Here is a 22,492-nt window from a genome sequence, read left to right as displayed (position 1 = left end):
ATGACCGAGCAGCTGATCGAGCTGATGCTGCAGCCCGGGACCCGCACCCAGGAAAGCCCCATCGAGCCGTCCCCGGCATGGCGGGAACTGCAGCACTCCGCCCCGGTCCACCGCGTCAAACTGCCGGACGGCCACTACGCCTGGATCCTCACCGACTACCAGCTGATGCGGAAGGTGCTCGCGGACCACAAGCGCTTCAGCGCCCGCTACGAGCTGTGGCACCTGCCGTTCCCGTTCGTCGAGGAGGGCGAGACGCTGCCGGCCGCGCTGGTCGGCGACCCGTCGGGCATCGACCCGCCGCACCACACCCGGATCCGCCAGGCGGTGACCGGCCTGTTCACCGTGCGGCGCATGCGGCTGCTGACCGAGCGCATCGAGAAGATGACGATCGAGCACCTGGACGCCATGGAGAAGCTGACGCCTCCGGTCGACCTGGTGAAGGTGTTCGCGGAGGCCGTCCCGTCGCTGACGATCTGTGAACTGCTCGCCGTCCCCGAGGACCGCCGCGAGGAGTTCCTCGCGCAGGCCCGCACGGTGATGAGCTGGGACGTCAGCCTGGAGGAGCGCGGGGTCGCGCACAACGCGGTCCACGAGTTCCTGCACAGCCTCGTCGTGGAGAAGCGGGCGAACCCGACCGACGACATGCTCAGCGACCTGGCCGCCACGGAGCTGACCCTCGACGAGATCGCCGGGTTCTGCGCGTTCCTGCTGGGCGCCGGGATGGACACCACGTCCAACATGATCGCGACCGGCATGCTCGTCCTGTTCGACCACCCCGAGCAGCTGGCCGCGCTGATGGCCGACGCGTCCCTGGCCGACGACGCGGTCGAGGAGCTGCTGCGCTACCTGAGCGTCGCGGACATGGCGTACCGGACCGCCCTCGAGGACGTCGAGCTCGGCGGCGAGACCATCAAGGGCGGGGAGACGGTGGTGTTCTCCCTCGCGGTGGGCAACCGGGACCCCAAGAAGTACCCCGACCCGGACCGCCTGGACCTGCGCCGCAAGCCCTCGGGCCACCTGGCGTTCTCGCACGGCGTCCACCAGTGCCTGGGCCAGCAGCTCGCCCGCGTCACGCTGCGCGTCACCATCCCCGCGCTCCTGGAGCGCTTCCCGACGCTGCAACTGGCCGCCCCGGCCGACGAGATACCCATGCGGACCCGGGAGAACATCTACGGCGTCTGGAACCTGCCGGTGACCTGGGAGGTGAAGTAACGCCATGAAACTCGTCGTTGACCCGAGCCGCTGCGTCGGCGCCGGCATGTGCGCCCTCATCGCACCCCAGGACTTCGACCAGGACGACGACGGGCGCGTGACCCCTCTTCGTACGGTCGACGCCACCGACGCGACCGTGCGTCGCGCCGCGGACTGCTGCCCCTCGGGGGCCGTGCGGATCCTGATCGAGAACTAGAAGAGGCAGAACGCCCGGTACGACCAGCACAAGCAGAACCGGGCACCATCGGTGGCGGCCCCTGTCGGCAGATCGACAGGGGCCGCCACCGTGCCGTTCGAAGGAGTAGTGGGGGAATGGAAATCTCTGCGTGTCCCTATGCGCTGGACGTCTTAGGCCGTGACCAGGCGGGCGAGGCCGCGATGCTGCGCGAGCAGGGCGCGGCCACCCAGGTCGAACTGCCGGGCGGAGTCCTCGCGTGGGCGGTCGTCCACCAGCGGTACGTCAAGCAACTCGCCCTGGATCCACGGGTGTCCAAGGACGCCCACCTGCACTGGCCGCCCTTCGCAGAGGGTGAGATCACCCTGGAGTGGCCGCTGTACAGCTGGGTCATGGGGCAGAACATGCTCACCACGTACGGGGAGAACCGTGCGCGGCTGCGCCGGCTGGTCGCCGGGGTGTTCACCACGCGGCGCGTGGCGGCCCTGCGCGACGACATCGAGGCCCGGGTCGCCGAGCTCCTCGACGCACTGGCGGCCCGGCCCGCCGGGGAGCCGGTGGACCTGCGGGCGCAGTACGCCCAGCGGCTGCCCCTCCAGGTGATCTGCGCACTGATCGGGATGGACGGGACGGACGAGCAACTGCTGTGCGAGATCATCGACGTCGGCTTCAGCAGCGCGTCCACCGCCGAGGAGATGGCCAGGTCCCACCAGGACACCGTGGAGATCCTGACCCGGCTGATCGCCGCCAAGCGCGAGCAGCCCGGCGACGACCTCACCTCGGCGCTGCTGCGCGCCCGTGACCACGACGACCGGCTGACGGAACTGGAACTCCTGGACACCCTGCGGCTCATCCTGAGCGCCGGTCTGGAGACGGTCGCCACCATCGTCACGAGCGCGGGCGCGGCGCTGCTGTCCCACCCCGAGCAGCTCGCCCACGTCCGGGAGTCCCGCGCGAGCTGGGACGACGTGGTCACCGAGATCCTCGGAGTCAAGCCGCCTGCCGCCTTCATGCCGCTGCGCTACGCGCTGGAGGACATCGAACTGGGCGACGTGCTCATCAAGAAGGGCGACGCCATCATCGTCTCCTTCGCCGCCGCCGTCCTGGACCCGCAGGCCTACGGCGACGACGTGGCCGCCTTCGACGTGCTGCGCGCCGACCGCCGCGACAACCTCGCCTTCGGCCACGGCGTGCACTACTGCCTCGGCGCGCCCCTCGCCCGGCTGGAGACCACCATCGCCCTGCGCGCCCTGTTCGACCGCTTCCCCGATCTGCGTCTCGCCGTCGAGCCCGACCGGCTCGCGCCCCTGCCGACGTTCCTCATGAACGGCCACCCGGAACTTCCGGTGTACCTCCACGGGCCCGACTCGGCCTGATCCAGGGGTAGTTCAGCGCGCGAGCGGAGAACCCGAGAGCCGGAAGGTCGGGCGGTGCGGCGCCGATCCCGGGGCCGCGATCACCTCGACGCGGTCCCCGACGAACACCGCGTCGGGGCCGCACGGGCCGCCGATGACGGTCGAGCGCACCCGCACGCCCTCCTCGAGCTCGACGACGGCCACCGCCTGCGGTGCGGCCGCGGTGCTGCGTACGACTTTGATGCTGCGTACGACGCCCAGGCCCGCGCTGCGTTCCTCGTCGAGCTCGCCACAGCCGCAGGCCGGGCACAGGACGCGGCGGAACGAGGGGGTGTGGCACCAGCGACAGCGCTGGAACACCAGGGGTTCGAAGGCAGCGGCGGCGATGGGGGACACGCGATCACATCCTCGGCGTCGAGTGTGCGGTCCAACCTACGGCGCGCGCCTAGAGGGCCTGTCGAGGAGCGGCAGAGCGTTAACTCACGGCCCATTGCAACGTAGCGCGTGCGCGCCGTTGCGTTAAAGCGCATTCCGTTGCAACAATTTCCTTGCTCTCACCTGCAGTTACTGCACTTTCATGCAACGAAGCTGTTGAAGACTCTCGGAAAGCAACGTAGCTTTTCACTCATCGGAAACAGCGAGCAGGAACGCAGAGCCAAGGAGAGAACGATGCAGAAGTTCGACACCACCGCCCCCGTGAACGCCGTCCTCGACATTGCCGCCGGGCGCATCCACCTCATCGCCGCTGACCGGTCCGACGCCACGGTCCAGGTCCTGCCCGCCGACGCCGGCAAGAGCCGCGACGTGAAGGCCGCCGAGCAGATCGAGGTCGGTTACGCGGACGGCGTCCTGAGCGTCCGGTACCCGGAGGCGAAGAACCGGCTGCTCGGCAGCTCCGGCGCCGTCGAGGTCACCGTCCAGCTGCCCGCGGGCTCCAGCGTCGAGGCGAAGGCCGCCGCCGCCGAGTTCCGGGGCGCGGGTCCGCTCGGCGACGTCGCCTTCGACGGCGGCCAGGGCGCGGTCGAGATCGAGGCGGCCGCGAGCGTCCGGCTCACCGCCTTCGACTCCGACGTCACGGTCGGCCGGCTGACCGGCTCCGGCGAGATCAGCACCCACAAGGGCGACGTGACCGTCAACGAGGCCGCGGCGGGCGTGCTCACGCTGGACACCCTGGCGGGCAACGTCACCGTCGGCGCCGCCCACGGCGTCTCCGCCGCCCTGGACGCCGGCACCGCCTCCGGCCGGATCACCAACACCCTCAAGAACACCGACGGCACCCCCGCCCTGACCATCAGGGCGACCACCAACAAGGGCGACATCACCGCCCGCAGCCTCTGAACCCGACGCAGCGTCCAAGGAGTTACTCGTCATGACCACCCAGGCCATCGCGGCGCACGGGCTGCGCAAGTCCTACGGAGACAAGACCGTCCTCGACGGCATCGACATCACGGTCCCCGAGGGCACGATCTTCTCCCTGCTCGGCCCGAACGGCGCCGGCAAGACCACTGCCGTCAAGATCCTCTCCACCCTCATCACCGCCGACGCCGGTGACCTGCACGTCGGTGGCCACGACCTGGCCACCGCCCCGCAGGCGGTGCGTGCCGCGATCGGCGTGACGGGACAGTTCTCCGCCGTCGACGGCCTGATCACCGGCGAGGAGAACATGCTCCTCATGGCCGACCTGCACCACCTGTCCAAGGCCGAAGGGCGGCGCGTCGCGGCCGAGTTGCTGGAGCGCTTCGACCTGACCGACGCCGCGAAGAAGCCCGCCTCGACCTACTCGGGCGGCATGAAGCGGCGGCTCGACATCGCCATGACGCTGGTCGGCAACCCGCGGATCATCTTCCTCGACGAGCCGACCACCGGCCTCGACCCGCGCTCCCGCCACAACATGTGGAACATCATCCGCGAACTCGTCGCCGACGGCGTCACCGTCTTCCTCACCACCCAGTACCTGGAAGAGGCCGACGAACTCGCCGACCGGATCGCGGTGTTGAACGACGGCAAGATCGCCGCCGAGGGCACCGCCGAGGAACTCAAGCGGCTCATCCCGGGCGGGCACATCCGCCTCCGCTTCACCGACCCGGACGCCTACCAGTCCGCGGCCGACACGCTTGCCGACACCTCCCACGACGTCTCCCACGACGTCTCCCGCGACGACGAGGCACTGGCCCTGTCCATCGCCAGCGACGGCAGCCAGCGCGAACTGCGCTCCCTCCTCGACCAGTTGGACGCCTCCGGCATCGAGGTCGACGAGCTCACCGTGCACACCCCCGACCTCGACGACGTGTTCTTCGCCCTCACCGGCGACAACAAGATCCCCACCCAGGCCAAGGAGTCAGTCCGATGAGCACCATCGCCCTTGCCGTGCGCGACTCGAAGACCATGCTGCGCCGCAACCTGCTGCACGCCCGCCGCTACCCGTCGCTCACCCTGAACCTGCTGCTCACCCCGGTGATGCTGCTCCTGCTCTTCGTCTACATCTTCGGCGACGTGATGAGCGCCGGCATCGGCGGCTCGGACCGCTCCGACTACATCGCCTACATCGTCCCCGGCATCCTGATGATGACGATCGGCGGCACCGTCATCGGCGCCGCGGTCTCCGTCGCCACGGACATGAACGAGGGCATCATCGCCCGCTTCCGCACCATGGCGATCCACCGCGGCTCCGTCCTCATCGGGCACGTCGTCGGCAGCGTCCTGCAGTGCCTGATGAGTGTCGTCCTCGTCGGCGCGGTCGCCGTCGCGATCGGCTTCCGCTCCACGGACGCCACCGTCCTCGAGTGGCTGGCAGCCTTCGGCCTGCTCGCCCTCTTCTCCCTGGCCCTCACCTGGATCGCCGTCGGCATGGGCCTGGCCAGCCCGAACGCCGAGGCCGCCGCGAACAGCGCCCAGCCGCTGATCCTGCTGCCCCTGATCTCCAGCGCCTTCATCCCGGCCGACACGATGCCGGGCTGGTTCCAGCCGATCGCCGAGTACCAGCCCTTCACCCCGGCCATCGAGACCCTCCGCGGTCTCCTCCTCGGCACCGAGATCGGCAACAACTGGTGGATCGCCCTCGCCTGGTGCGTCGGCCTCGCGATCCTCGGCTACCGCTGGTCGGCCGCGAAGTTCAACAGCGACCCGAAGTAAGCGTTGCCGTGGCTACCGCCCCAGGGCGGCGCACACCGACACGACGTCGGAGTGCGCCGCCCTTCTCGTACGTACTTACAGACCGGCCAGATATGCGGCGTTGCCCCGCACGGCGGCCTCGTACCGCTTGATCTCGGGAGTGTCCACGCGGTCCGCGATCACCAGCAGCAGCGCGGCCAACGCCTGGTCCTTGCTCCCCGCGGCATGCAGGGTGAGCGACCGGAAGACCCGCAGCGAATCCGACTCGGGAAACTCGGCACACGCCTCGTCGAACATCCGCAGCGACTCCTCGAGCCGCCCGAGGTTGCGCAACGTACTGCCGTACTGCAACAAGCACTTGCGCCGCGTCTCCCCACTCAGCCCCGGCAACGCCCGCTCGTAGTACCCGACGGCCTTCTCCTCCTGCCCATCGGTGTCGTACGAGCCGCCGACCTCGTACAGCACGTACGGATTCCCGGGGTGCTCGACCAGCAGCTGCTCGAAGAAGTCGATCGTGGGCTGCATGTGCGCCCGGTCGCGACGCGCGAAGGCGTCCTCGATCGTCGCGGCCAATTCGGGCGTCAGTTCGTGGGTCACGGCGCCAGCGTACGGTGGCATGCGGACCAGGCCGGTCAGGCGTAGAACCGCGACAGGCTCCGCAGCACCGCCGCCGGCTTCGCGCCGCCCTCGATCTCGATCGTCCCGTCGACCGCGATCTGCACCCCGCCCCCGGCGACCTCCTCCACCTCCGCGAGCCGCGCGGTCAGGCGGATGCGTGCGCCCACCTTCACCGGGGCGGGGAAACGCACCTTGTCCAGGCCGTAGTTGACCTTCGTCGTGACGCCCTGGACGTCGAGGAGTGCGGTGAACAGCGGGATGAACAGGGACAGCGTCAGATACCCGTGCGCGATCGGCACGCCGAAGGGGCCCTCGGCGGCGCGCTCCGCGTCGACGTGGATCCACTGGTGGTCGCCGGTCGCGTCGGCGAACGTGTTGATGCGGTCCTGCGTGATCTCGAGCCAGTCGCTGGTGCCGAGGTCGCTGCCCGCGAGCTTCTTCAGTTCGCCGAGGCCGTTGACGGTGATGCCCATGGAGCCCATAACGTGCTTGTTCCTTACGGGAGTTGAGTGATCGAAAGGCCGGAAGATCGAAAGGAAGGATCAGAGAGTGCCGTAGCGCTCGCGCACCCGGGATTTGACGAGCTTGCCCGAGGCCGTGCGCGGCAGGTCCGGCACGAGGACGGCGGACTTGGGGATCTTGTAGCGGGCCAGGCGCCCGTCGAGCGAGGCGAGGACCTCGGCGGGGTCGGGGGAGCGGCCCGCGCGCGGCACGAGCACCGCCCGGCCGACCTCGCCCCACTTCTCGTCCGGTACGCCGATGACCGCGCACTCGGCGACGTCGGGATGGGCGAGCAGCGCGTCCTCGACCTCGGCCGGGTAGATGTTCTCGCCCCCGGAGATGATCATGTCCTTGAAGCGGTCGACGACGGTGACGTACCCGTCGGCGTCGATGCGCGCGGCGTCCCCGCTGCGGAACCAGCCGTCGGTGAACGCGGCCGCGCTCTGTTCGGGCAGCCCCCAGTACCCGGGCATGACGTGCGGCCCGCGCACCACCACCTCGCCGGTCTCGCCGACGTCGACCGGGCTCAGATCGGGCCGTACGACGCGCACGTCGCTGAAGAAGTGCGGCACCCCCGCCGAACCCGCCTTGCTGACCGCGTGTTCGGCGTCGAGGAAGAGCACGCCGGGGGAGGCCTCGGTCATGCCGTAGCCCTGCAGGAAGGTGAGCCCGCGCCGCTGGTAGGCGGCGATGAGCGGCGTCGGCACGGGCGCACCGCCGCAGTTGAGCAGGCGCAGCGACGACAGATCGGCGTCCGCCCACCCCGCCTGCCGGGTCAGCTGGTCGAACATCGTCGGCACCCCGAACATGAAGGTGACACGGTGCCGCGCGATGTCCTCCAGCGTGCGCGCCGGATCGAACGCGCCGACCAGGACGCACGTGCCGCCCTTGAGCAGCGTCGGCAGCGTGAGCATGTTCAGGCCCGCCGTGTGGAACAGCGGCGCGGTCACCAGGGCCACCTCGTCGGCGAGCAGGTCCTGGTCGACCAGGACGTTGACCGCGTTCCAGGTGAGGTTGGCGTGGGTGAGCATGGCGCCCTTGGGGCGTCCCGTCGTGCCCGAGGTGTACATGATCAGGGCGACGTCGTCGGGCCCGACCGGCTCGTCGAGCGGGGCGTCGGACGCACCGGCGAGCAGTTCCTCGTACGCCGGACCGTCCGCCGCCAGCGCGAGGCGCGCCTCGGGCAGGGACCCGCCCGCGGCCGCCGCCGGGTGCAGCAGTACCGAGACGCCCGAATCCCTTGTCTGGTACGTGAGTTCAGGCGTCGACAGGCGTGTGTTGAGCGGCACGAAAACGGCACCGAGCAGCCCGCACGCGAACAGTGCCTCCAGGAAGGAGGGGTGGTTCGGGCCGAGGTAGCCGACGCGGTCGCCGCGCCGCACCCCGAGCCCGCGCAGCGCGTGCGCGAGCCGCGTGGTGCGCTCGTGCAGTGCGGCGTACGTACAGGTGCTGCCTTCGTGGATCAGTGCGGTGCGGTGCGGGGTCTTGCGGGCCCTGCGTGCGGGCCACGACCCCAGTCCCTCGTTGCGCATACCGACTCCCGTCAGGGCTTGGTTCCCACGCCAGTGCTGAGGCCGAGCAGCCGGGCCGCGTTCTCCTTGAGGATCTTCGGCCGGACCTCTTCCTTGATGTCCAGCTTCGCGAAGTCGGCGAGCCAGCGGTCGGGCGTGAGCACCGGATAGTCGGAGCCGAAGAGCACCTTGTCCTTGAGCAACGTGTTGGCGTACTGCACCAGTTGGGGCGGGAAGTACTTCGGCGACCAGCCGGACAGGTCGATGTGCACCCCGGGCTTGTGCGTGGCGACGGCGAGGGCCTCGTCCTGCCAGGGGAACGACGGATGCGCCAGGATGATCTTGAGGTGCGGGAAGTCGGCGGCGACGTCGTCCACGTGCAGCGGGTTGCTGTACTTCAGCCGGATGCCGCCCCCGCCGGGCACGCCCGCCCCGATGCCGGTCTGGCCCGTGTGGAACAGGGCGATGGCCCCCGTCTCCTCGATGACCTCGTAAAGCCCGTAGGCCAGACGGTCGTTGGGGAAGAACCCCTGGATCGACGGATGGAACTTGAAGCCCCGCACCCCGTACTCCTCGACGAGCCGCCGCGCCTGACGCACACCCGCCTTCCCGCGGAACGGGTCGAGGGACGCGAACGGGATCAGCACGTCCGGGTTGGCGGCGGCGGCCTCGGCGACCTCTTCGTTCGGGACGGGCGCGGTGCCGGTCGCGGACTCGGCGTCGACGGTGAACACCACGGCGGCCATGCGCCGCTGGCGGTAGTACGCCGCCATCTCGTCCAGCGTCGGCTTCCGTTCGCCCTCGACCTTGAAGTACGCGGAGGAGGCCGCGTGCAGATCGTCGTCGAGGGAGGCGTGCCCCTTCGAGGAGACCTCCGCGTGCGTGTGGACGTCGATGGCCACCAGCTCGCTCACGTCCATGGGCGGGTTCATCACGCCTCCGGGACGCGCGGCGCGGGGATGCCGACCGTCTCCGGTTCGGCGCCGACCGAGGTGAACCAGGCGTCGGCGAGCGCGTCCGGGGTCCAACCCCCGTCCGCATAGGCCGACTTGACCTCCCGCGGATGCGACCAAAGGGTGACCCGGTCGCCGCCGATGCCGATGGCCTGCCCGGTGATGTTCCGGGCCGCGTCCGAGGCGAGGAACGGCACGAGCGCCGCACAGTCCTCGGGCGTGCCGAACCCCTCGCCCCTGCGCAGGAAGGCGGGCAGCGGCTCGCCGCCGCGCAGCGCCTCGACGTACGGGGCGAACGCGGGGATCGTCTCGGTCATCGCCGTCGCGGCGACCGGCACGATCGCGTTCACGGTGATGCCCGCCCGGGCCAGCTCCATCGACCACGTACGGGCCATGGCGGCGATCCCCGCCTTGGCGGCCGCGTAGTTGGTCTGCCCGAAGTTGCCGCGCTGGCCCGCGGGCGAACCGACCAGGACCAGGGTGCCGCCCTCGCCCTGCTCGCGCATCCGCACCGCGGCGGCGCGGGCGCAGGTGAAGGTGCCCTTGAGGTGCGTGGTGACCACGGCGTCGAAGTCGTCGTCCGTCATCTTCCACAGCACCTTGTCGCGCAGGATGCCCGCGTTGGTGACCAGGACGTCGAGCCGCCCGAACTCGCGGACGGCGCGGGACACGAGCCGGTCCGCCGCCTCGGCCGTGCCGACGGCGACGACCTCGGCGACGGCGGTGCCGCCCGCCTCCCTGATGGACTTCACGGCCGCGTCGGCGACGGCCTCGTCGATGTCGTTGACGACGACCGAGGCGCCGTGGGCGGCCAGGGCATGGGCGTAGGCGAGGCCGAGGCCCCGGCCGCTGCCGGTGACGACGGCGGCCTTGCCGGTGAGATCGATGGACACGTGCAAGTCCCTTCTGAGCAACGCAGGTTGGAACGAGAAGGAAGCTAAGAGCAATAATTGGTGACGTCAATAGTTGTCGCCACCCTGGATGTGCGCAAGACTGCCCCCGGACGCAAGAACCGAGAACTCGGAACCGAGAACGCAGAACTCGGAACTCAGAACCGAGAACTCAGAACTCAGAACTCGGAACCGAGAAGCACCAGGGAGACAGGCCCATGAACCCCGCCCCCATCGACGCGAACGAGCCATGGATGCGCGGCCTTCACGCCGACACGGGCTATCTCCTGTACCGGCTCGGCCTGCGCGCGGGCCAGCTGTTCAACGCCTCGCTCCAGGAGTCGGGGCTGCGCCTTCGGCACTATGCGCTGCTGCGTTTCCTGGCGACCTCCGAGGGCGCCCTGCAACGGGAGTTGAGCACCCGGCTCGGCTACGACCCGAGCGCGATCGTCGGACTCGTCGACGACCTCGAGAAGGCGGGCTTCGCCGAGCGCAGGCCGTCCCCCGAGGACCGGCGCAGCCGCATCGTCGTCCTGTCCGACAAGGGCCGCGACCTCCTGCGCGACACCGACGAGGCGGGCCTGCGCGTCACCGGCCAACTCCTGGAACCGCTGGCGGAGTCCGAGCGCGAGACGCTGCACGCGCTCCTGCTCCGGATCGCGGAACCCGGCCTCGGCTGAGACCGGCCGCTCTCGGCGGGCGCGTCCCGATCTCCCCGATCGCAGGGCCCGACGCAGACAACCGCCTTAACGTGATCGCGCAGGGCACATCTGCCCACGTACACGACGGGAGGCGGCATGTCCTATCCGAAGCCCCATCCGAAGCCCCATCCGAAGCCCTGTCCGAAAGAGCTCCGTCACGCGTTCGGCGGCGACTCGACCGACGGACAGTACGGGCTCTACCGCTGGGACATGCCCCGCACGTCCGACGGGCTCGGCGCGCACGCCCACCGGACGATGTCCGCATCGTTCTACGTCCTGGACGGCACCGTCGGCCGCCACGACGGCGACCGCCTGATCCACGCCAAGCCGGGGGACTTTTTCTTCGTCCCCGACCAGTACAGGGTCTGAGCGGGGCGGTCCGTGGATCTCCTGCAACTGCGCCACTTCCAGGTGGTGGCCCGCTTCGAGCACATCAGCCGCGCCGCCGAAGAACTCCGCATCGCCCAGCCCTCGCTCAGCCGCACCATCGCCCGCCTGGAGGCCGAACTCGGCTCCCCGCTGTTCGAGCGCCGCGGCCGCGGCATCCGGCTCAACGAACACGGGGAGCTGTTCCTGCGCCACGTCGACCGCACCCTCAGCGGCCTCGACGACGCCACCAGGGCGGTGCGCGAGGCCGGTCAACTGGGGCTCGGCCGCGTCTCCCTCGCCTGCGAGACGCTGCTGACCGTCACCACGGTCCTCGCCGGCTTCCGCGCCGACCACCCCCGTGCCGACGTACGCCTCTACCAGTCCACCGCACAGGAGATGCAACGCCAACTCCGCGTCGGCGAGGTCGACTTCTGCGTCGCCTCGCAGCCACTGACCGGACCCGACCTGGAGACCGTCGAGCTCAACCGCGAAGAAGTGCTGCTCGCCGTCCCCCGCGGCCACCGCCTCGACGGGCGGGAGAGCGTCACGATCCCCGAGATCGCCGACGAGCCGATCGTGACCACCCGCAAGGGCCACTGGCAACGCGCCCTGCTGGACCGCCTGTTCGCGGCCGAGGGCCTCACCCCGACCCTGTCCTGCGAGGGCGACGAGCCGAGCGTCAGCCAGGTCCTGATCAGCGCGGGCCTCGGCATCGGCCTGATCCCGTCGACCGCCAGACAGTCCCCGATCGTGACCGGCGTCCCGGTGGCCTGGTCCCATGTGGACGCCCCGGGCTGCCACCGCGTGCTCACCCTGGTGTGGCGCCGCGACGCCCACCTGTCCGAAGGGGCCCTGAAATTCCGGGAGTTCATCACGTCCCGCCCCTTCATGACCCACCGCCTGTCGGACCCGCCGCCGTGAGCCGAGGGCTGGCGCCGAGCCGCCCGGTGGGTTACGTTGTGCGGCGATGATCACCGGGACGGCCTTGAGCCACACACGGATTGACGCCCCGGCGCTGCTCTGAGCGCCGCGCGGGCACCTCCTGTCGTGCTGATGCCAGCAGCTCGACACGCCCACCACGACAGGAGACCACCTCATGCCCCTCACGACACTGAACATCCCCACCGCGGACGGCAGCGCCGACGCCTTCGCCGCACACCCCGACGACGGCGAGCGGCACCCGGGCGTGCTGATGTACGCGGACGCCCTCGGCGACCGGCCCGTACTGCGCGACCTGGCCCGCGAACTCGCCGGCCACGGCTACTACGTCCTCGTCCCCAACTTCTTCTACCGCAACGGCCCGGCACCGCTGATCGACCTGCCCGCGTACATCGGAGAAGACGTCAGGCCCTCGATCGTCGCCCGCCTGATGCCCCTCGTCGGGGCGCACACCGCCGAACACACCCTGCGCGACGCCGACGCCTACCTCCGGTTCCTCACTGCCAGGCCCGAGGTCGCCGCCGGTCCCGTCGCGGTGACCGGCTACTGTTTCGGCGGCCTGCTCGCGACCCGCACCGCCGCGGCCCACCCGGGCCAGGTCGCCGCCCTCGCCGCGTTCCACGCCCCCGTCGCGGCCGACGGACCCGAGAGCCTGGCCAAGATCACCGCCCGGGTCCACTTCGGCCACGCCGCGACCGACCTGACCCCCGAGGCACTCGACGAGCTCAACCAGGACCTGGACGCCGCCGGACTCGACCACACCTCCGAGATCTACCCCGACACCGTCCACGGCTTCACGATGTCCGACACCGCGGCCTTCAACTCCGCTGCGCTGCAACGCCATTGGGACCGGCTGCTGCCCCTGCTGGGGCACACTCTGCGGACCCGCTGACCCCGGCCGGAGCGGTACGGGTACGCGTACGGGCCCGCAGCATCAGGCACGTCAGCGCGCCCAGCACCAGCACGGCCACCGGCAGGATCGCCGTGGTGTGCAGGGCCGCGGTGAACGCGGCCGCGTACGTCTTGCCGCCGGCCAGCTCGGCGGCAAGACGCCCCTGCAGCAGTGCGCCCACGGCGGCGGCGCCGATCACCGAACCGATCTGCCGCACCGTGTTGTTGACCCCGGAGGCGGCACCGGCGAGATGCCGCGGCACGTACCGCATCGCCTCCGTGGACATCGGCGCGACGATGCAGCCGACGCCGAGCCCGGTGAGCAGCGTGGCGGGCACGAAGGCGAACCAGGCGGTGCCGGGCGCCGCGATCAGGGCGATGGCGACGATCCCGGCGGCGTAGCAGCCGAGCCCGCTCAGCAGTACGTACTTGCCGCCGATGCGGTCGGCGAGGCGCCCGGCGAACGGGCCGAGGACCATCGACACCACCGACGAAGGAGCCAGCACAAGACCGGCCTTGACGGCGCTCAGGTGCAGCACCGACTGCAGATACAGGTTGAACGGCAGCACCAGGCCGAGCATCGCGATCGAGACGAGGCCGACCAGGGCGGTCATCGACGTGAAGTTGCGGTCGCGGAACAGCGCGAAGGGGACCAGGGGTTCGCGGTCCTGGCGGCGGCGCTGGTGCAGCAGGAAGCCGACGGCGAGGGCGCATCCGGCGGCGATGAGCCCCATGATCCCCGCGCCCCAGTGGTAGTTCGCGCCTTCTTGGAGGCCGAAGGCCAGACAGAACAGGGCGCCGGTGGCGAGGACGACGCCGACGAGGTCGAGGCGGTGGGCGCGGCCCGGCCGGATGTCGGGCACGACCAGGAACGTGAGGACCAGGGCGGCGACACCGACCGGCAGATTGACGAAGAAGATCCAGCGCCAGTCCAGGGCGGAGACGAGGAAGCCGCCCAGGGTCGGCCCGGACAGGGTGGCGAGCCCGGCGACCGTGCCCCAGATACCCATGGCGGTGCCGCGCCGTTCGGCCGGGAAGACGGCGACGATCAGCGTCATCGTCTGCGGCGTGAGCAGCGCCGCACCGAGCCCCTGCACGACGCGGGCGGCGAGCAGGGCCCCCGCGGTGGGAGCGAGTCCGCAGGCGAGGCTGGCCAGGGTGAACACGGCGAGCCCGATGGCGAACAGGTTCCGCGGCCCGTGCAGATCACCGAGCCGGCTCGCCGTGATGACGAGGGCGGACAGGGCGAGCGCGTACCCGCTGACCACCCAGAGGGTCTGCCCGAGGGAGGCGCCGAGGCCCGTCATCAGGTCGGGGATCGCGATGTTCACGATGGTGAGATCCAGCAGGGTCATGAAGAACCCGAGCGACAGCGTCACGAGGACGGCCCACGGATTCGCTCGCCACTTGCGCATGACAGATGCCCCCTTCGCCCACCCGGCGGTGCCCGGGCGCCTGCCACCAACGTAACCCATCTATTTAGATGCATCAATAGAGATGCATTAATAAAGATGCATCACCTGAGATGTAATCTGAGCCCCATGAACGGAGTCGAACTCTTCCTCCTCGGACGCACCCTCATGAAGATCGGCGAAGCCGCCATGCCCGAACCCGAAGGCGGCAGCGCCGCCCACGCCGGATCGACCCGGGCCGTCCTCATCGTCGCCAGCGACATCGCCACCCACCCCGACACCGCCGCCAGCGAGATCGCCACCCGCACCGGCCTCCCGCAGAGCCAGGTCTCCACCTCCGTCGCCCGCCTCAAAGAAGCAGGCGCCGTCACCACCACCCCCGACCCCACCGACCGCCGCCGCGCCCTGATCCGCCAGGCACCCCAACTCTCCGCCCGCGTCAAGGAAGTCAGGGCCACCACCATCGACGACGCGCTCACCACGGCCCTCGCCGACAGCACGCCCCAGGCCCGCAAGGAAGTCACCGCGGCCCTGGAAACCCTGGCCCGCCACCTCACCCCTCAGGCGACCGCGAGGTTCACGCGCTAGCCGCGTACAGATCGAGGAGCGGCTGCGCGGCGTCGGTGCCTGAGCGTCCGAACGGAGCGTCGAAGCTCCAGACCGTGAACAGCAGGAACACGACGAGCGCGCTGAAGGCCGTGGCGAGCATCAACTCCCTTGTCGAGCGCCGGATTTGGAGCGCGTACAGCAGGGCGAGCGTGACGGCCCCGCCGGCGACCAGGCCGAACCACACCACGCCGGGCAGTGTCGTCCCGGCGCTGTCGAGCCGCTGGTGCCGGGCGTCGTCGGCCGCGGCGACCTGGTCCAGGAGCGGCTGGTAGGCCTGCGCCTGCAGCTCGTCGGCGGGGGCGCGGTGGGCCAGGTCGTGTCGGATCTGCCCCAGCAACTCGCCGCCTGCGGCCCCCGGTTGGACGTCGTCCTCCATGGCCGGCCACTCGGCGGTGACGGCATGCCGGGCGTACGCGTCGATGTGCCCGCGCACCTGGGTACGGAAGTCGTCCGGGTAGACGTCGAGCCGCTGGTCGATCTCGTACAGCGCCTGCGCCTCGCGCTGCACCGTGTCCTCGGCGGCGCTGCGGGCCTCCCACACCCCGGCGATGGCGAGGCCGAGCACGATGGCGTAGACGACGCCCACCATCATGACCATGTACTCGAGCACGTCCGGTGTCTCGGAGGTGTCCTCGTCGGCGTCGACGCGGCGGTGCCGCATCACGGTGGCGACGACGACGAGCGCGCAGACGACGAGTGAGGCGAGGGTGTAGATCAGCCATTCGGGCACGGCGGTACTCCAGGAGTGGTCAGGGGGCGGGCTTCAACTGCTGCGGCGGCGCCGGGATCCGGGCCGCAGCGCGACGGCGGCGAGCACGGCGGGGGTGGTGACCACGACGGTGCTCATGGTCGTCGACATGCCCGGCGGAGCGGGACGCTGCGCCCGATTGCGGTACGAGGTACGCGGCACCCAGCGGAAGGCGGCGGCGCGCACGACGGTCTTCGGCCGGGGCTGCACGGGTGGTGGGGGAGGGGACGGAGGGGACGGAGGGGCAGGCCTCTCGGCTTCCAACTGGTCGTGCGCGGCGGGGTGTTGGGGTGCGGGTGGTGTCGGCGGCGGGGCGGGATCGTGCGGGGCCCGCGGGATCACCGGCGTCGGCGTAGGAGTTGTCGTCGGGAGTGGCGACGGCTCCGGTGATGCGCTCGCCGCGGCGGGCGGTGCCGGGGCCGGAGCCTGTGCCTCCTGGGCCGGTGCCTCATCGGGCGCGCACACCACCACGTCCGCCCGAACTCCGACAGGGCCGACGTCGACGGCCACGCCCACGTGCCCCGACACCGGGCACAGCGCGGCCGCGGCCCCGATGCCCACCGTGACCCAGCCGACCACCGCAGCCTTTCCTTCGCACCTGACGACACCGCCGGTGGAGCACAACGATCATGGTTGTCGTACGGTCACGGCGGTGGCGCCGGACGAGTCGTCCCGGCGGGACAGGGCGTCGAGCACGGGCGTGGCGAGCGCGGTGGTGACGAGGGCCATGACGACCATCGACGAGAACAGCTGCACGGTGAGCAGGCCCATGCCCAACCCGACGTTGAGCAGGACCAGTTCGGTGAGGCCGCGGGTGTTCATGAGGGCGCCGAGGGCGGTGGCGCTGCGCCATCCCATGCCGGACAGGCGGGCCGCGACGGCGACGGCGGCGAGTTTGGCGAGGCAGGCGACGGCGGTGATCGCCGCGGTCTGCAGCAGGCCGTCGGAGGTGAGTGACGTGAGGTCCACGGAGAGGCCGGTCACGACGAAGTAGACGGGCAGCAGCATCGTGCTCACGCCTTCGATCGCGGGGCGGGCGGCCCGGTGGAGCTCGGTGGCGTGCTCGGTCCTTGGCATCACCATGCCGAACAGGAAGGCGCCGAAGATGGCGTGGATGCCGATGTGGGAGGTGAGCACGGCGGAGGCGAAGGTGCCGGTCGCCACGAGCGACGCCGCGTAGGGCGCGTGCCGCGGGCGCAGGCGGGCTGCGCCGGCGGCGAGCAGGGGACGTACGAGGCCGAGCATGGCGGCCAGGTAGAGCGCGGACCAGCCGATGACGCCGAGGAATCCGGCCGCACCGGTGGCGTCGGCCAGGGCGACGACGACCGCGAGCAGGCACCAGGCGACCAGGTCGTCCATGGCGGCGAGTCCGAGGGCCAGGGTGCCGATGTGCGTTGCCTGCAGGCCGCGTTCGGCCACGATGCGGGCCAGGACGGGGAACGCCGTGATGGACATGGCGACGCCGACGAACAGGGCGAAGGCGCCGAACGGGACCGTGCGACCGTGCACCGTGTCATGGGAGCCGTACAAGGTCCATGCGAGCCCCGTGCCCAGGACCAGCGGGACGGCCAGGGAGGCGATCCACACGGTTCCGGCCGTCCGCAGGCGGCCCCGGACCGCGCCGGGGTCGAACTCCCAGCCGATGAGGAACATGAACAGGAGCAGGCCCACTTGGGCGACGACGCCGAGGGAGGTGCGGACCTCGGTGGGGAAGAGCACGGCCGGCAGGTCTCCGGGCAGGAGTCCGAGCAGGCTGGGGCCCAGGCAGATGCCGGCCGTGATCTCCCCGACCACGGCCGGCTGGCCGATGCGGCGGCACAGCGGGGTGAGGAGCAGCCCGGCCGCGAAGGCGAGGGCGATGCCGCCCAGGGCCGCGACGGCTGTGGACTCTGCGGTGGCCACCCGTGCTCCGAATCGTCTGAGAGCGGAAAGAGGCGGCGCGTGGGAGCGCCGCCTCTGTGCTGCGTGTGGGGTGAGGCTGCGCGCCGGTCAGCTTCGCAGGGGCTGTGCGGTCACGGTGGCGGTGAAGATCATGTGGTCGCCCTGGTGGGCGGTGACGTGCACGCTTTCGTGGCCGGGTGCGGTGGCCGCCACCGGCTCGGCCTGGATCCAGCAGGGGGCGTCGAGTTCTCCGTAGCGGATGAACACCGCTTCCACGGAGGTGATGACCATGGGCTGTGGATGGTGCACGGCGTGGGCGGCCTGCCGTGCTGCCTCGACGAGGAGCATGCCAGGAACGTGGTCGACCGCGTGATCGAATAACACCGGGTGGTTCAGGTCGACGCGGAGCTGGTACCGCGACTTCGTGTCGGTGGGGGAGAGCACCACGTCGGCGAAGTCGTCCCGTGCGACGTGCACCGGCGCCAGCGGCGGGACGAGCGGGATCGCCTGTTCCATGGCTCGGCGGACGTCGGAGCGCGCGCCGCGTATGCGCCGGTACAGGGCCGGCGGGTGGTTCGCGAAGCGGGTGTGCGCGGTGCCGATGCGCGTGCCGTCCCGCACCACGTCGACCTCCATGACCAGGGAGGACAGTCGGCCGCTGCGCCGGGTGACTTCCTTGCAGTCGATGTGCAGTTCGACCTCGGTGGTGTCGGAGGTGGCGGCGAGCGCCGCGGGTGAGAGTGCGTACGACGTGGAGTTCCAGGTCTGGCGGTGGTCCATGGGGGCGTCGTAGGCGAGGTGGCTCAGCAGCGGTATGCACTGGCGGGCGGACTCGACCAGGATCACGGGATCGTGCAGGCCGGCTCGTGTGCCGTAGAAGCTGTGCTGTGCGGGCCAGTTGGCGGCGACCACGTAGCTGTCGGCTCCGGTGCGGCGCCATCCGTGCAGGAGCCTTTCGTGCCCGGCGAGCTTGTGCACGTGCTCGTTGGACACCGGGGCCCAGGCCGCGCTGCGTCCCGCAGGTTGGGTGATCGAGTGGGTGGTGCTGGACATACGGACCTCTCCCCTAGCTCGTATGTTTGCCGAGTCCCTCAAACATAACGAGCGTTCTTTTTCTTCCAAGCCCCGTCCATGCAAAGGATTGGTAAGTTCTCGATCTGCTCTCGAGCGTGGCCTGAGGCGGGCTAGGGGCTAGATCAGAATTAATCGGTCTAAATCCGTCACTTGTGAAGACTTTCTGGACGCTTCATGGCTGGCTACGTAATCTAGAGAGCGTTCGTTTTTCTTTGGAGGTACGGTGCGGCAACCAACGCAGCAGAGGGCCGTGGAAACCCGGGAGAGCATCCTGCGGGCAGCGGCCGAGGTGTTCGACGAGTCCGGATACGCGGGTGCCAGCATCAACCGGATCCTCGAGCGTGCCGGGGTCACCGCCGGCTCCCTGTACTTCCACTTCAAGTCGAAAGAGGCTCTGGCCCGGGTCGTGATCCAGGAGCAGGCCAACGACCTGGCCTTCCCCGAGGAGGCCCAGGGCCTGCAGTCGCTGGTGGACATGACCGGGTACCTCGCCAGCCAGATGCAGCACAACACGCTGTTCCGGGCAGGCGTCCGGCTCGCCGTGGAGCAGTCGGAACTCGGTCTGCAGGAGTACGCCATCTACGAGTGGTGGTCGGAGCGGTTCCGGCAGGAGCTGGTCGTGGCCCGGGAGCAGGGGCAGTTGATGCCGGGCGTCGACGAGGCCGCGTTCGCCTCCATGCTGGTCGCGACCTTCACCGGCACGCAGATCATGTCCCAGGTCGCCTGCGGCCGCGCCGACCTGCCGAAGCGGCTCGGCGACATGTGGCGCTGCATGCTGCCCGCGCTCACCTCGCACCACATCAGCGCCACCTTGAAGCTGCCGGGTACGGAGGAGGAAGCCACGGCGTGAGCGGGCCGGACGTTCTGCTGACGGGAGCCACCGGGTTCATCGGCTCGAAGGTGCTGCGTCGACTCGTCGGCGGCGGAGCGAAGGTCCGGGCGCTGACCCGGGACGCCGCCGCGGACCTGCCGAGGGCGGACGGACTGACCTGGCACACCGCGGACCTGTCCGAGCCGGCCTCGCTGAGCGGCGCCGCCGAAGGCGTGGGGACGCTGATCCACCTGGCATCCGTGGTTTCCGGCCCGGAGAGCGAGTGCGCCGCGGTCAACGTCCGGGGCACCACGGCACTCATGGCCGAGGCCCGGCGCGTCGGCGTGCCCCGCGTCGTCCACTTGTCGACCGCGGCGGTGTACGGCCCGGGGCCGCACGACGGGCCGGCCGCACACGAGATCACGCCGGCGCCGGTCTCCGCGGCCAGCCGCACCAGGCTCGCGGGTGAGGGCCCGGCCCTGGCCGCGGGCGGCATCGTGCTGCGCCCGGGCCTGATCCTGGGTGCCGGCGACCGGTGGGTGGTGCCCGCCCTTGCCGATCTCCTGGACGAGGTGCCGGCCCGCTGGGACTCGGGGCGGGGACGGTTGTCGATGGTGGACGCGGACGACTTGGCCCGGCTCGTCACCGCGTTGGCCACCGGGGCGCGCCAGGTCGACACCGGCGTCCATCACGCCAGCCATCCGCACCCCGTGCGCAACGGTGACCTCATGGCCCGGCTGGCGGATCTCGGAGTGCTGCCTGCCGCGGCGGAGGACTGGACCTGGGAGGCCTGCCTCGCGCAACTGCGGCAGTCTCCCGGCAGGGTGAGCGAGCGTCAGTTCGCGCTGCTGGCGCAGGACCACTGGTACCGCGGCTCGGAGATCTGGCGGCTCGCCGACTGCCCGCCCGGACCCGGCCCACTGGCCCGCCTCGCCGCCGCAGCACCCTGGTACCGCAATCACCTTGCCGGCCGCGGGAGTTCCGGGACGGGGACCGCGCCCCGAAGGCCATGAGGGCCGCGAGCGGGGGAGCGGGGTTCGTCATTCGGTACACGAACCGGACGGGCCGGTCAGCGACTTGTACGCATCATCCACGACAAGACCGCCGCGGGCGGGGACGGGGTACGAAATGGGCGACATGCTGCAGGGCAAGACCGTAATGATCACCGGAGCGTCCAGTGGGATAGGCGCCGCCGCGGCCGTGCTCTTCGCGCGGGAAGGCGCCGCGGTGAGCATCATGGCCCGCCGGGCCGAGCAGTTGGACGGGCTCGTCAAGGAGATCACCGCGGAAGGCGGCCGGGCGCTGGCCGTCTGCGGGGACGTGACACGGCAACAGGACGTGGCCGATGCGGTCGCGCGCACGGTCGACACCTTCGGCGGACTGCAGGCCGCCTTCAACAACGCCGGGTACGCGACCGCGGGGCTGCCGGTCCACGAGATGGACGACGAGACGTACGACCGAACCATGGACGTCAACGTGCGGGGGGTGTGGAACTGTCTCAAACACCAGGTCCCGGCCATGCTCGCCGGAGGCCGCGGTGGTTCGGTCGTCAACACCTCCAGCACGGCCGGCATGGTGGCCACCGGCGCCTCGACCGCCTACGTGGCGGCCAAGCACGCCGTGATCGGTATGACCAAGGGGGCCGCGCTGGACTACGGGGACCAGGGGATCCGGGTGAACGCCCTGGTCGTGGGCGCCACTCGTACCGAGATGCTGCAGGGGGTCCTCGACGCGTCACCGCACCTGGAACAGGTCTTCATGGACGCGGCGGTGCAAAAGCGCCTGGCCGACCCGGTGGAGGTGGCCCGCGCCGCGGCCTGGCTGTGCAGTGACCTGTCGTCGTTCGTCACGGGAGCCGCCGTCCCCGTCGACGGCGGTGTGACCACCAAGTGACCTGAAGTCCGCTCCAGTCGTGCCCCGTCCCCCGCCACGCGCGCCGTGTGGGGGATGGGGCACACCTGCTGAGCGGGCGCCAAAATAAATAGAACGATCGCTTTGCTTTTGCTCGCGAACCCGTCTATCGTCCTTCAGGTAGGGGTCGGATGGCGGGCAGGAGCCTTGGAGGTGTGGACGCGTGGTGACTCAGAGTCGAGCGGCGCGCACGCGCGAGGCGTTGATCGTGGCTGCCGCCGACGACATGGACGCGAATGGCTACGACGGCTCCACCCTGTCCGCCATCAGCACGGCGGCACAGGTCTCCATGGGTGCCTTGACCTTCCACTTCTCCAGCAAGCGCGCTCTCGCCGAGGGTGTGGTGGAGCAGGCCTCGGCCCTCACTCGCGCGCGGACCGCGGGCGCGGTGACGGACCAGGCCTCTCCGCTGGCCGCGGCGATCTCCCTGCTGCAGTGCGTCGCCGGTCTGCTTGACGAGAGCGCGGTGGTGAGAGCGGCGGCACTGCTGGAGCGCGAGCGGCCGGAGGCGGTGCCGGGCTGGCGCGAGGCCTGGCTGCCGACGCTTCGCCGGCTGTTGCGGGAGGCGGACGAGGCGGGGGAGTTGCACCAGGACGCCGGGCCCCTCGAGGCAGCGAGCCTGGTGGTGCATCTCCTGACTGCGGTCGAGGTGTACCGCGGCTCCCCCATGGCGGAGGGGCTCGATGCGGGGGGCTCCCTGGCGCGGCTGTTGCCGTTCGTGCGGCGCGGCATCGTCACCGAGGGTGTCTGACTTCCAGGGAACGGCTCCGGTGTCCGTGTGGGTGTGCGGAGCAGTTCTTTGCCGAAAAAACAAAGAGAG

At 70.5% G+C, this 22,492-nt stretch carries 26 protein-coding genes; 15 read left to right on the top strand and 11 right to left on the bottom strand.

Annotated elements, in window-relative coordinates; translation table 11 throughout:
• The 3 genes from ACIBUY_RS40865 (at position 1) to ACIBUY_RS40855 (ending at position 2,763) form a co-directional block, all read left to right on the top strand.
• Positions 1-1,212 carry a cytochrome P450 gene (locus ACIBUY_RS40865; protein WP_365576327.1) on the top strand — a complete coding sequence of 404 codons (1,212 nt, stop codon included), beginning with the start codon at positions 1-3 and terminating at the stop codon, positions 1,210-1,212.
• Positions 1,213-1,216: 4 nt separating this feature from the next.
• On the top strand, positions 1,217-1,408 hold the full coding sequence (locus ACIBUY_RS40860; protein WP_365576325.1) for a ferredoxin: 192 nt from the start codon (positions 1,217-1,219) through the stop codon (positions 1,406-1,408).
• A 116-nt stretch (positions 1,409-1,524) separates the two neighbouring features.
• Positions 1,525-2,763, top strand: coding sequence for a cytochrome P450 (locus ACIBUY_RS40855; RefSeq protein ID WP_399155388.1), 1,239 nt, complete (start codon positions 1,525-1,527; stop codon positions 2,761-2,763).
• Positions 2,764-2,775: 12 nt separating this feature from the next.
• Here ACIBUY_RS40855 and ACIBUY_RS40850 read toward each other — a convergent pair whose 3' ends face one another.
• The gene (locus ACIBUY_RS40850) at positions 2,776-3,138 is read right to left on the bottom strand and encodes an OB-fold domain-containing protein (RefSeq protein ID WP_365576321.1); all 363 of its coding nucleotides are present in this window, start codon (positions 3,136-3,138) and stop codon (positions 2,776-2,778) included.
• A 273-nt stretch (positions 3,139-3,411) separates the two neighbouring features.
• Between ACIBUY_RS40850 and ACIBUY_RS40845 the strand changes: the two genes are divergently transcribed.
• Genes ACIBUY_RS40845 through ACIBUY_RS40835 form a run of 3 tightly spaced genes read left to right on the top strand, consistent with a single transcriptional unit; the run spans position 3,412 to position 5,874 of the window.
• Positions 3,412-4,080, top strand: coding sequence for a DUF4097 family beta strand repeat-containing protein (locus tag ACIBUY_RS40845; RefSeq protein ID WP_399155387.1), 669 nt, complete (start codon positions 3,412-3,414; stop codon positions 4,078-4,080).
• A gap of 31 nt (positions 4,081-4,111) precedes the next feature.
• Entirely contained in the window at positions 4,112-5,092 is a 981-nt protein-coding gene (locus tag ACIBUY_RS40840; RefSeq protein ID WP_399155386.1) for an ATP-binding cassette domain-containing protein, read from the top strand.
• Positions 5,089-5,874 carry an ABC transporter permease gene (locus ACIBUY_RS40835; protein ID WP_365576315.1) on the top strand — a complete coding sequence of 262 codons (786 nt, stop codon included), beginning with the start codon at positions 5,089-5,091 and terminating at the stop codon, positions 5,872-5,874. Before ACIBUY_RS40840 ends, ACIBUY_RS40835 begins: the two co-directional genes overlap by 4 nt.
• 75 nt (positions 5,875-5,949) lie before the next feature.
• On the opposite strand, the gene ACIBUY_RS40830 is transcribed toward ACIBUY_RS40835, so the two are convergent.
• The 5 genes from ACIBUY_RS40830 to ACIBUY_RS40810 all read right to left on the bottom strand — a co-directional run bounded on the left by ACIBUY_RS40830 (position 5,950) and on the right by ACIBUY_RS40810 (position 10,329).
• On the bottom strand, positions 5,950-6,450 hold the full coding sequence (locus ACIBUY_RS40830; protein WP_365576313.1) for a tetratricopeptide repeat protein: 501 nt from the start codon (positions 6,448-6,450) through the stop codon (positions 5,950-5,952).
• Positions 6,451-6,485: 35 nt separating this feature from the next.
• Positions 6,486-6,944 (bottom strand): MaoC family dehydratase, encoded by a 459-nt coding sequence (locus ACIBUY_RS40825; RefSeq protein ID WP_365576341.1) that lies wholly within the window; start codon positions 6,942-6,944, stop codon positions 6,486-6,488.
• 69 nt (positions 6,945-7,013) lie between these two features.
• Positions 7,014-8,504 (bottom strand): long-chain fatty acid--CoA ligase, encoded by a 1,491-nt coding sequence (locus tag ACIBUY_RS40820; protein ID WP_399155385.1) that lies wholly within the window; start codon positions 8,502-8,504, stop codon positions 7,014-7,016.
• 11 nt (positions 8,505-8,515) lie between these two features.
• Positions 8,516-9,403, bottom strand: a complete 888-nt coding sequence (locus ACIBUY_RS40815) for an amidohydrolase family protein (protein WP_399155392.1) — start codon at positions 9,401-9,403, stop codon at positions 8,516-8,518.
• 11 nt (positions 9,404-9,414) lie between these two features.
• Positions 9,415-10,329, bottom strand: a complete 915-nt coding sequence (locus ACIBUY_RS40810) for an SDR family oxidoreductase (protein WP_365576309.1) — start codon at positions 10,327-10,329, stop codon at positions 9,415-9,417.
• Between the two features lie 215 nt (positions 10,330-10,544).
• Here ACIBUY_RS40810 and ACIBUY_RS40805 point away from each other — a divergent pair, with 215 nt between their 5' ends.
• From ACIBUY_RS40805 to ACIBUY_RS40790, 4 genes are all read left to right on the top strand, one after another.
• Positions 10,545-11,006 carry a MarR family transcriptional regulator gene (locus ACIBUY_RS40805; RefSeq protein WP_365576307.1) on the top strand — a complete coding sequence of 154 codons (462 nt, stop codon included), beginning with the start codon at positions 10,545-10,547 and terminating at the stop codon, positions 11,004-11,006.
• Between the two features lie 231 nt (positions 11,007-11,237).
• Positions 11,238-11,396, top strand: coding sequence for a hypothetical protein (locus ACIBUY_RS40800; RefSeq protein ID WP_399155384.1), 159 nt, complete (start codon positions 11,238-11,240; stop codon positions 11,394-11,396).
• Between the two features lie 12 nt (positions 11,397-11,408).
• Positions 11,409-12,317: a LysR family transcriptional regulator gene (locus ACIBUY_RS40795; protein ID WP_399155383.1), complete on the top strand. Its 909-nt coding sequence runs from the start codon at positions 11,409-11,411 to the stop codon at positions 12,315-12,317.
• Between the two features lie 175 nt (positions 12,318-12,492).
• Positions 12,493-13,227, top strand: a complete 735-nt coding sequence (locus ACIBUY_RS40790) for a dienelactone hydrolase family protein (protein WP_399155382.1) — start codon at positions 12,493-12,495, stop codon at positions 13,225-13,227.
• On the opposite strand, the gene ACIBUY_RS40785 is transcribed toward ACIBUY_RS40790, so the two are convergent.
• Entirely contained in the window at positions 13,154-14,641 is a 1,488-nt protein-coding gene (locus ACIBUY_RS40785) for a DHA2 family efflux MFS transporter permease subunit (protein WP_399155381.1), read from the bottom strand. The genes ACIBUY_RS40790 and ACIBUY_RS40785 overlap by 74 nt on opposite strands.
• A gap of 126 nt (positions 14,642-14,767) precedes the next feature.
• Between ACIBUY_RS40785 and ACIBUY_RS40780 the strand changes: the two genes are divergently transcribed.
• The gene (locus ACIBUY_RS40780; protein ID WP_399155380.1) at positions 14,768-15,226 is read left to right on the top strand and encodes a MarR family winged helix-turn-helix transcriptional regulator; all 459 of its coding nucleotides are present in this window, start codon (positions 14,768-14,770) and stop codon (positions 15,224-15,226) included.
• Here ACIBUY_RS40780 and ACIBUY_RS40775 read toward each other — a convergent pair.
• The 4 genes from ACIBUY_RS40775 to ACIBUY_RS40760 form a co-directional block, all read right to left on the bottom strand.
• The gene (locus ACIBUY_RS40775; protein ID WP_399155379.1) at positions 15,216-15,977 is read right to left on the bottom strand and encodes a hypothetical protein; all 762 of its coding nucleotides are present in this window, start codon (positions 15,975-15,977) and stop codon (positions 15,216-15,218) included. The two genes, ACIBUY_RS40780 and ACIBUY_RS40775, sit on opposite strands and share 11 nt — an antisense overlap.
• A gap of 33 nt (positions 15,978-16,010) precedes the next feature.
• Positions 16,011-16,574, bottom strand: coding sequence for a hypothetical protein (locus ACIBUY_RS40770; RefSeq protein WP_399155378.1), 564 nt, complete (start codon positions 16,572-16,574; stop codon positions 16,011-16,013).
• A 48-nt stretch (positions 16,575-16,622) separates the two neighbouring features.
• On the bottom strand, positions 16,623-17,897 hold the full coding sequence (locus ACIBUY_RS40765) for a cation:proton antiporter (RefSeq protein ID WP_365576291.1): 1,275 nt from the start codon (positions 17,895-17,897) through the stop codon (positions 16,623-16,625).
• A gap of 87 nt (positions 17,898-17,984) precedes the next feature.
• Positions 17,985-18,929, bottom strand: a complete 945-nt coding sequence (locus tag ACIBUY_RS40760; protein ID WP_365576289.1) for a ScbA/BarX family gamma-butyrolactone biosynthesis protein — start codon at positions 18,927-18,929, stop codon at positions 17,985-17,987.
• Positions 18,930-19,200: 271 nt separating this feature from the next.
• Here ACIBUY_RS40760 and ACIBUY_RS40755 point away from each other — a divergent pair, with 271 nt between their 5' ends.
• The 4 genes from ACIBUY_RS40755 to ACIBUY_RS40740 all read left to right on the top strand — a co-directional run bounded on the left by ACIBUY_RS40755 (position 19,201) and on the right by ACIBUY_RS40740 (position 22,423).
• Positions 19,201-19,800, top strand: a complete 600-nt coding sequence (locus ACIBUY_RS40755; RefSeq protein WP_365576287.1) for a ScbR family autoregulator-binding transcription factor — start codon at positions 19,201-19,203, stop codon at positions 19,798-19,800.
• Positions 19,797-20,774 carry an NAD-dependent epimerase/dehydratase family protein gene (locus tag ACIBUY_RS40750; RefSeq protein WP_399155377.1) on the top strand — a complete coding sequence of 326 codons (978 nt, stop codon included), beginning with the start codon at positions 19,797-19,799 and terminating at the stop codon, positions 20,772-20,774. The genes ACIBUY_RS40755 and ACIBUY_RS40750 overlap by 4 nt, the downstream gene beginning before the upstream one ends.
• 124 nt (positions 20,775-20,898) lie before the next feature.
• Positions 20,899-21,654: an SDR family NAD(P)-dependent oxidoreductase gene (locus tag ACIBUY_RS40745; RefSeq protein ID WP_399155391.1), complete on the top strand. Its 756-nt coding sequence runs from the start codon at positions 20,899-20,901 to the stop codon at positions 21,652-21,654.
• Positions 21,655-21,835: 181 nt separating this feature from the next.
• A complete protein-coding gene (locus ACIBUY_RS40740; RefSeq protein ID WP_399155376.1) occupies positions 21,836-22,423 on the top strand; it encodes a TetR family transcriptional regulator in 588 nt (195 codons plus the stop codon).
• Positions 22,424-22,492: the final 69 nt, after the last annotated feature.

It is taken from the genome of Streptomyces sp. NPDC050085 (assembly GCF_044460595.1).
Classification (GTDB): domain Bacteria; phylum Actinomycetota; class Actinomycetes; order Streptomycetales; family Streptomycetaceae; genus Streptomyces.
This window is presented reverse-complemented; position numbering and strand designations above follow the sequence as displayed.

Coding starts and splice junctions, on each gene's coding strand:
- ACIBUY_RS40780 (WP_399155380.1), top strand. CDS start 14,768: ATGAACGGAGTCGAACTCTTCCTCCTCGGACGCACCCTCATGAAGATC.
- ACIBUY_RS40745 (WP_399155391.1), top strand. CDS start 20,899: ATGCTGCAGGGCAAGACCGTAATGATCACCGGAGCGTCCAGTGGGATA.
- ACIBUY_RS40805 (WP_365576307.1), top strand. CDS start 10,545: ATGAACCCCGCCCCCATCGACGCGAACGAGCCATGGATGCGCGGCCTT.
- ACIBUY_RS40860 (WP_365576325.1), top strand. CDS start 1,217: ATGAAACTCGTCGTTGACCCGAGCCGCTGCGTCGGCGCCGGCATGTGC.
- ACIBUY_RS40825 (WP_365576341.1), bottom strand. CDS start 6,944: ATGGGCATCACCGTCAACGGCCTCGGCGAACTGAAGAAGCTCGCGGGC.
- ACIBUY_RS40820 (WP_399155385.1), bottom strand. CDS start 8,504: ATGCGCAACGAGGGACTGGGGTCGTGGCCCGCACGCAGGGCCCGCAAG.
- ACIBUY_RS40865 (WP_365576327.1), top strand. CDS start 1: ATGACCGAGCAGCTGATCGAGCTGATGCTGCAGCCCGGGACCCGCACC.
- ACIBUY_RS40815 (WP_399155392.1), bottom strand. CDS start 9,403: ATGGACGTGAGCGAGCTGGTGGCCATCGACGTCCACACGCACGCGGAG.
- ACIBUY_RS40785 (WP_399155381.1), bottom strand. CDS start 14,641: ATGCGCAAGTGGCGAGCGAATCCGTGGGCCGTCCTCGTGACGCTGTCG.
- ACIBUY_RS40760 (WP_365576289.1), bottom strand. CDS start 18,929: ATGTCCAGCACCACCCACTCGATCACCCAACCTGCGGGACGCAGCGCG.
- ACIBUY_RS40855 (WP_399155388.1), top strand. CDS start 1,525: ATGGAAATCTCTGCGTGTCCCTATGCGCTGGACGTCTTAGGCCGTGAC.
- ACIBUY_RS40840 (WP_399155386.1), top strand. CDS start 4,112: ATGACCACCCAGGCCATCGCGGCGCACGGGCTGCGCAAGTCCTACGGA.
- ACIBUY_RS40845 (WP_399155387.1), top strand. CDS start 3,412: ATGCAGAAGTTCGACACCACCGCCCCCGTGAACGCCGTCCTCGACATT.
- ACIBUY_RS40835 (WP_365576315.1), top strand. CDS start 5,089: ATGAGCACCATCGCCCTTGCCGTGCGCGACTCGAAGACCATGCTGCGC.
- ACIBUY_RS40800 (WP_399155384.1), top strand. CDS start 11,238: ATGCCCCGCACGTCCGACGGGCTCGGCGCGCACGCCCACCGGACGATG.
- ACIBUY_RS40790 (WP_399155382.1), top strand. CDS start 12,493: ATGCCCCTCACGACACTGAACATCCCCACCGCGGACGGCAGCGCCGAC.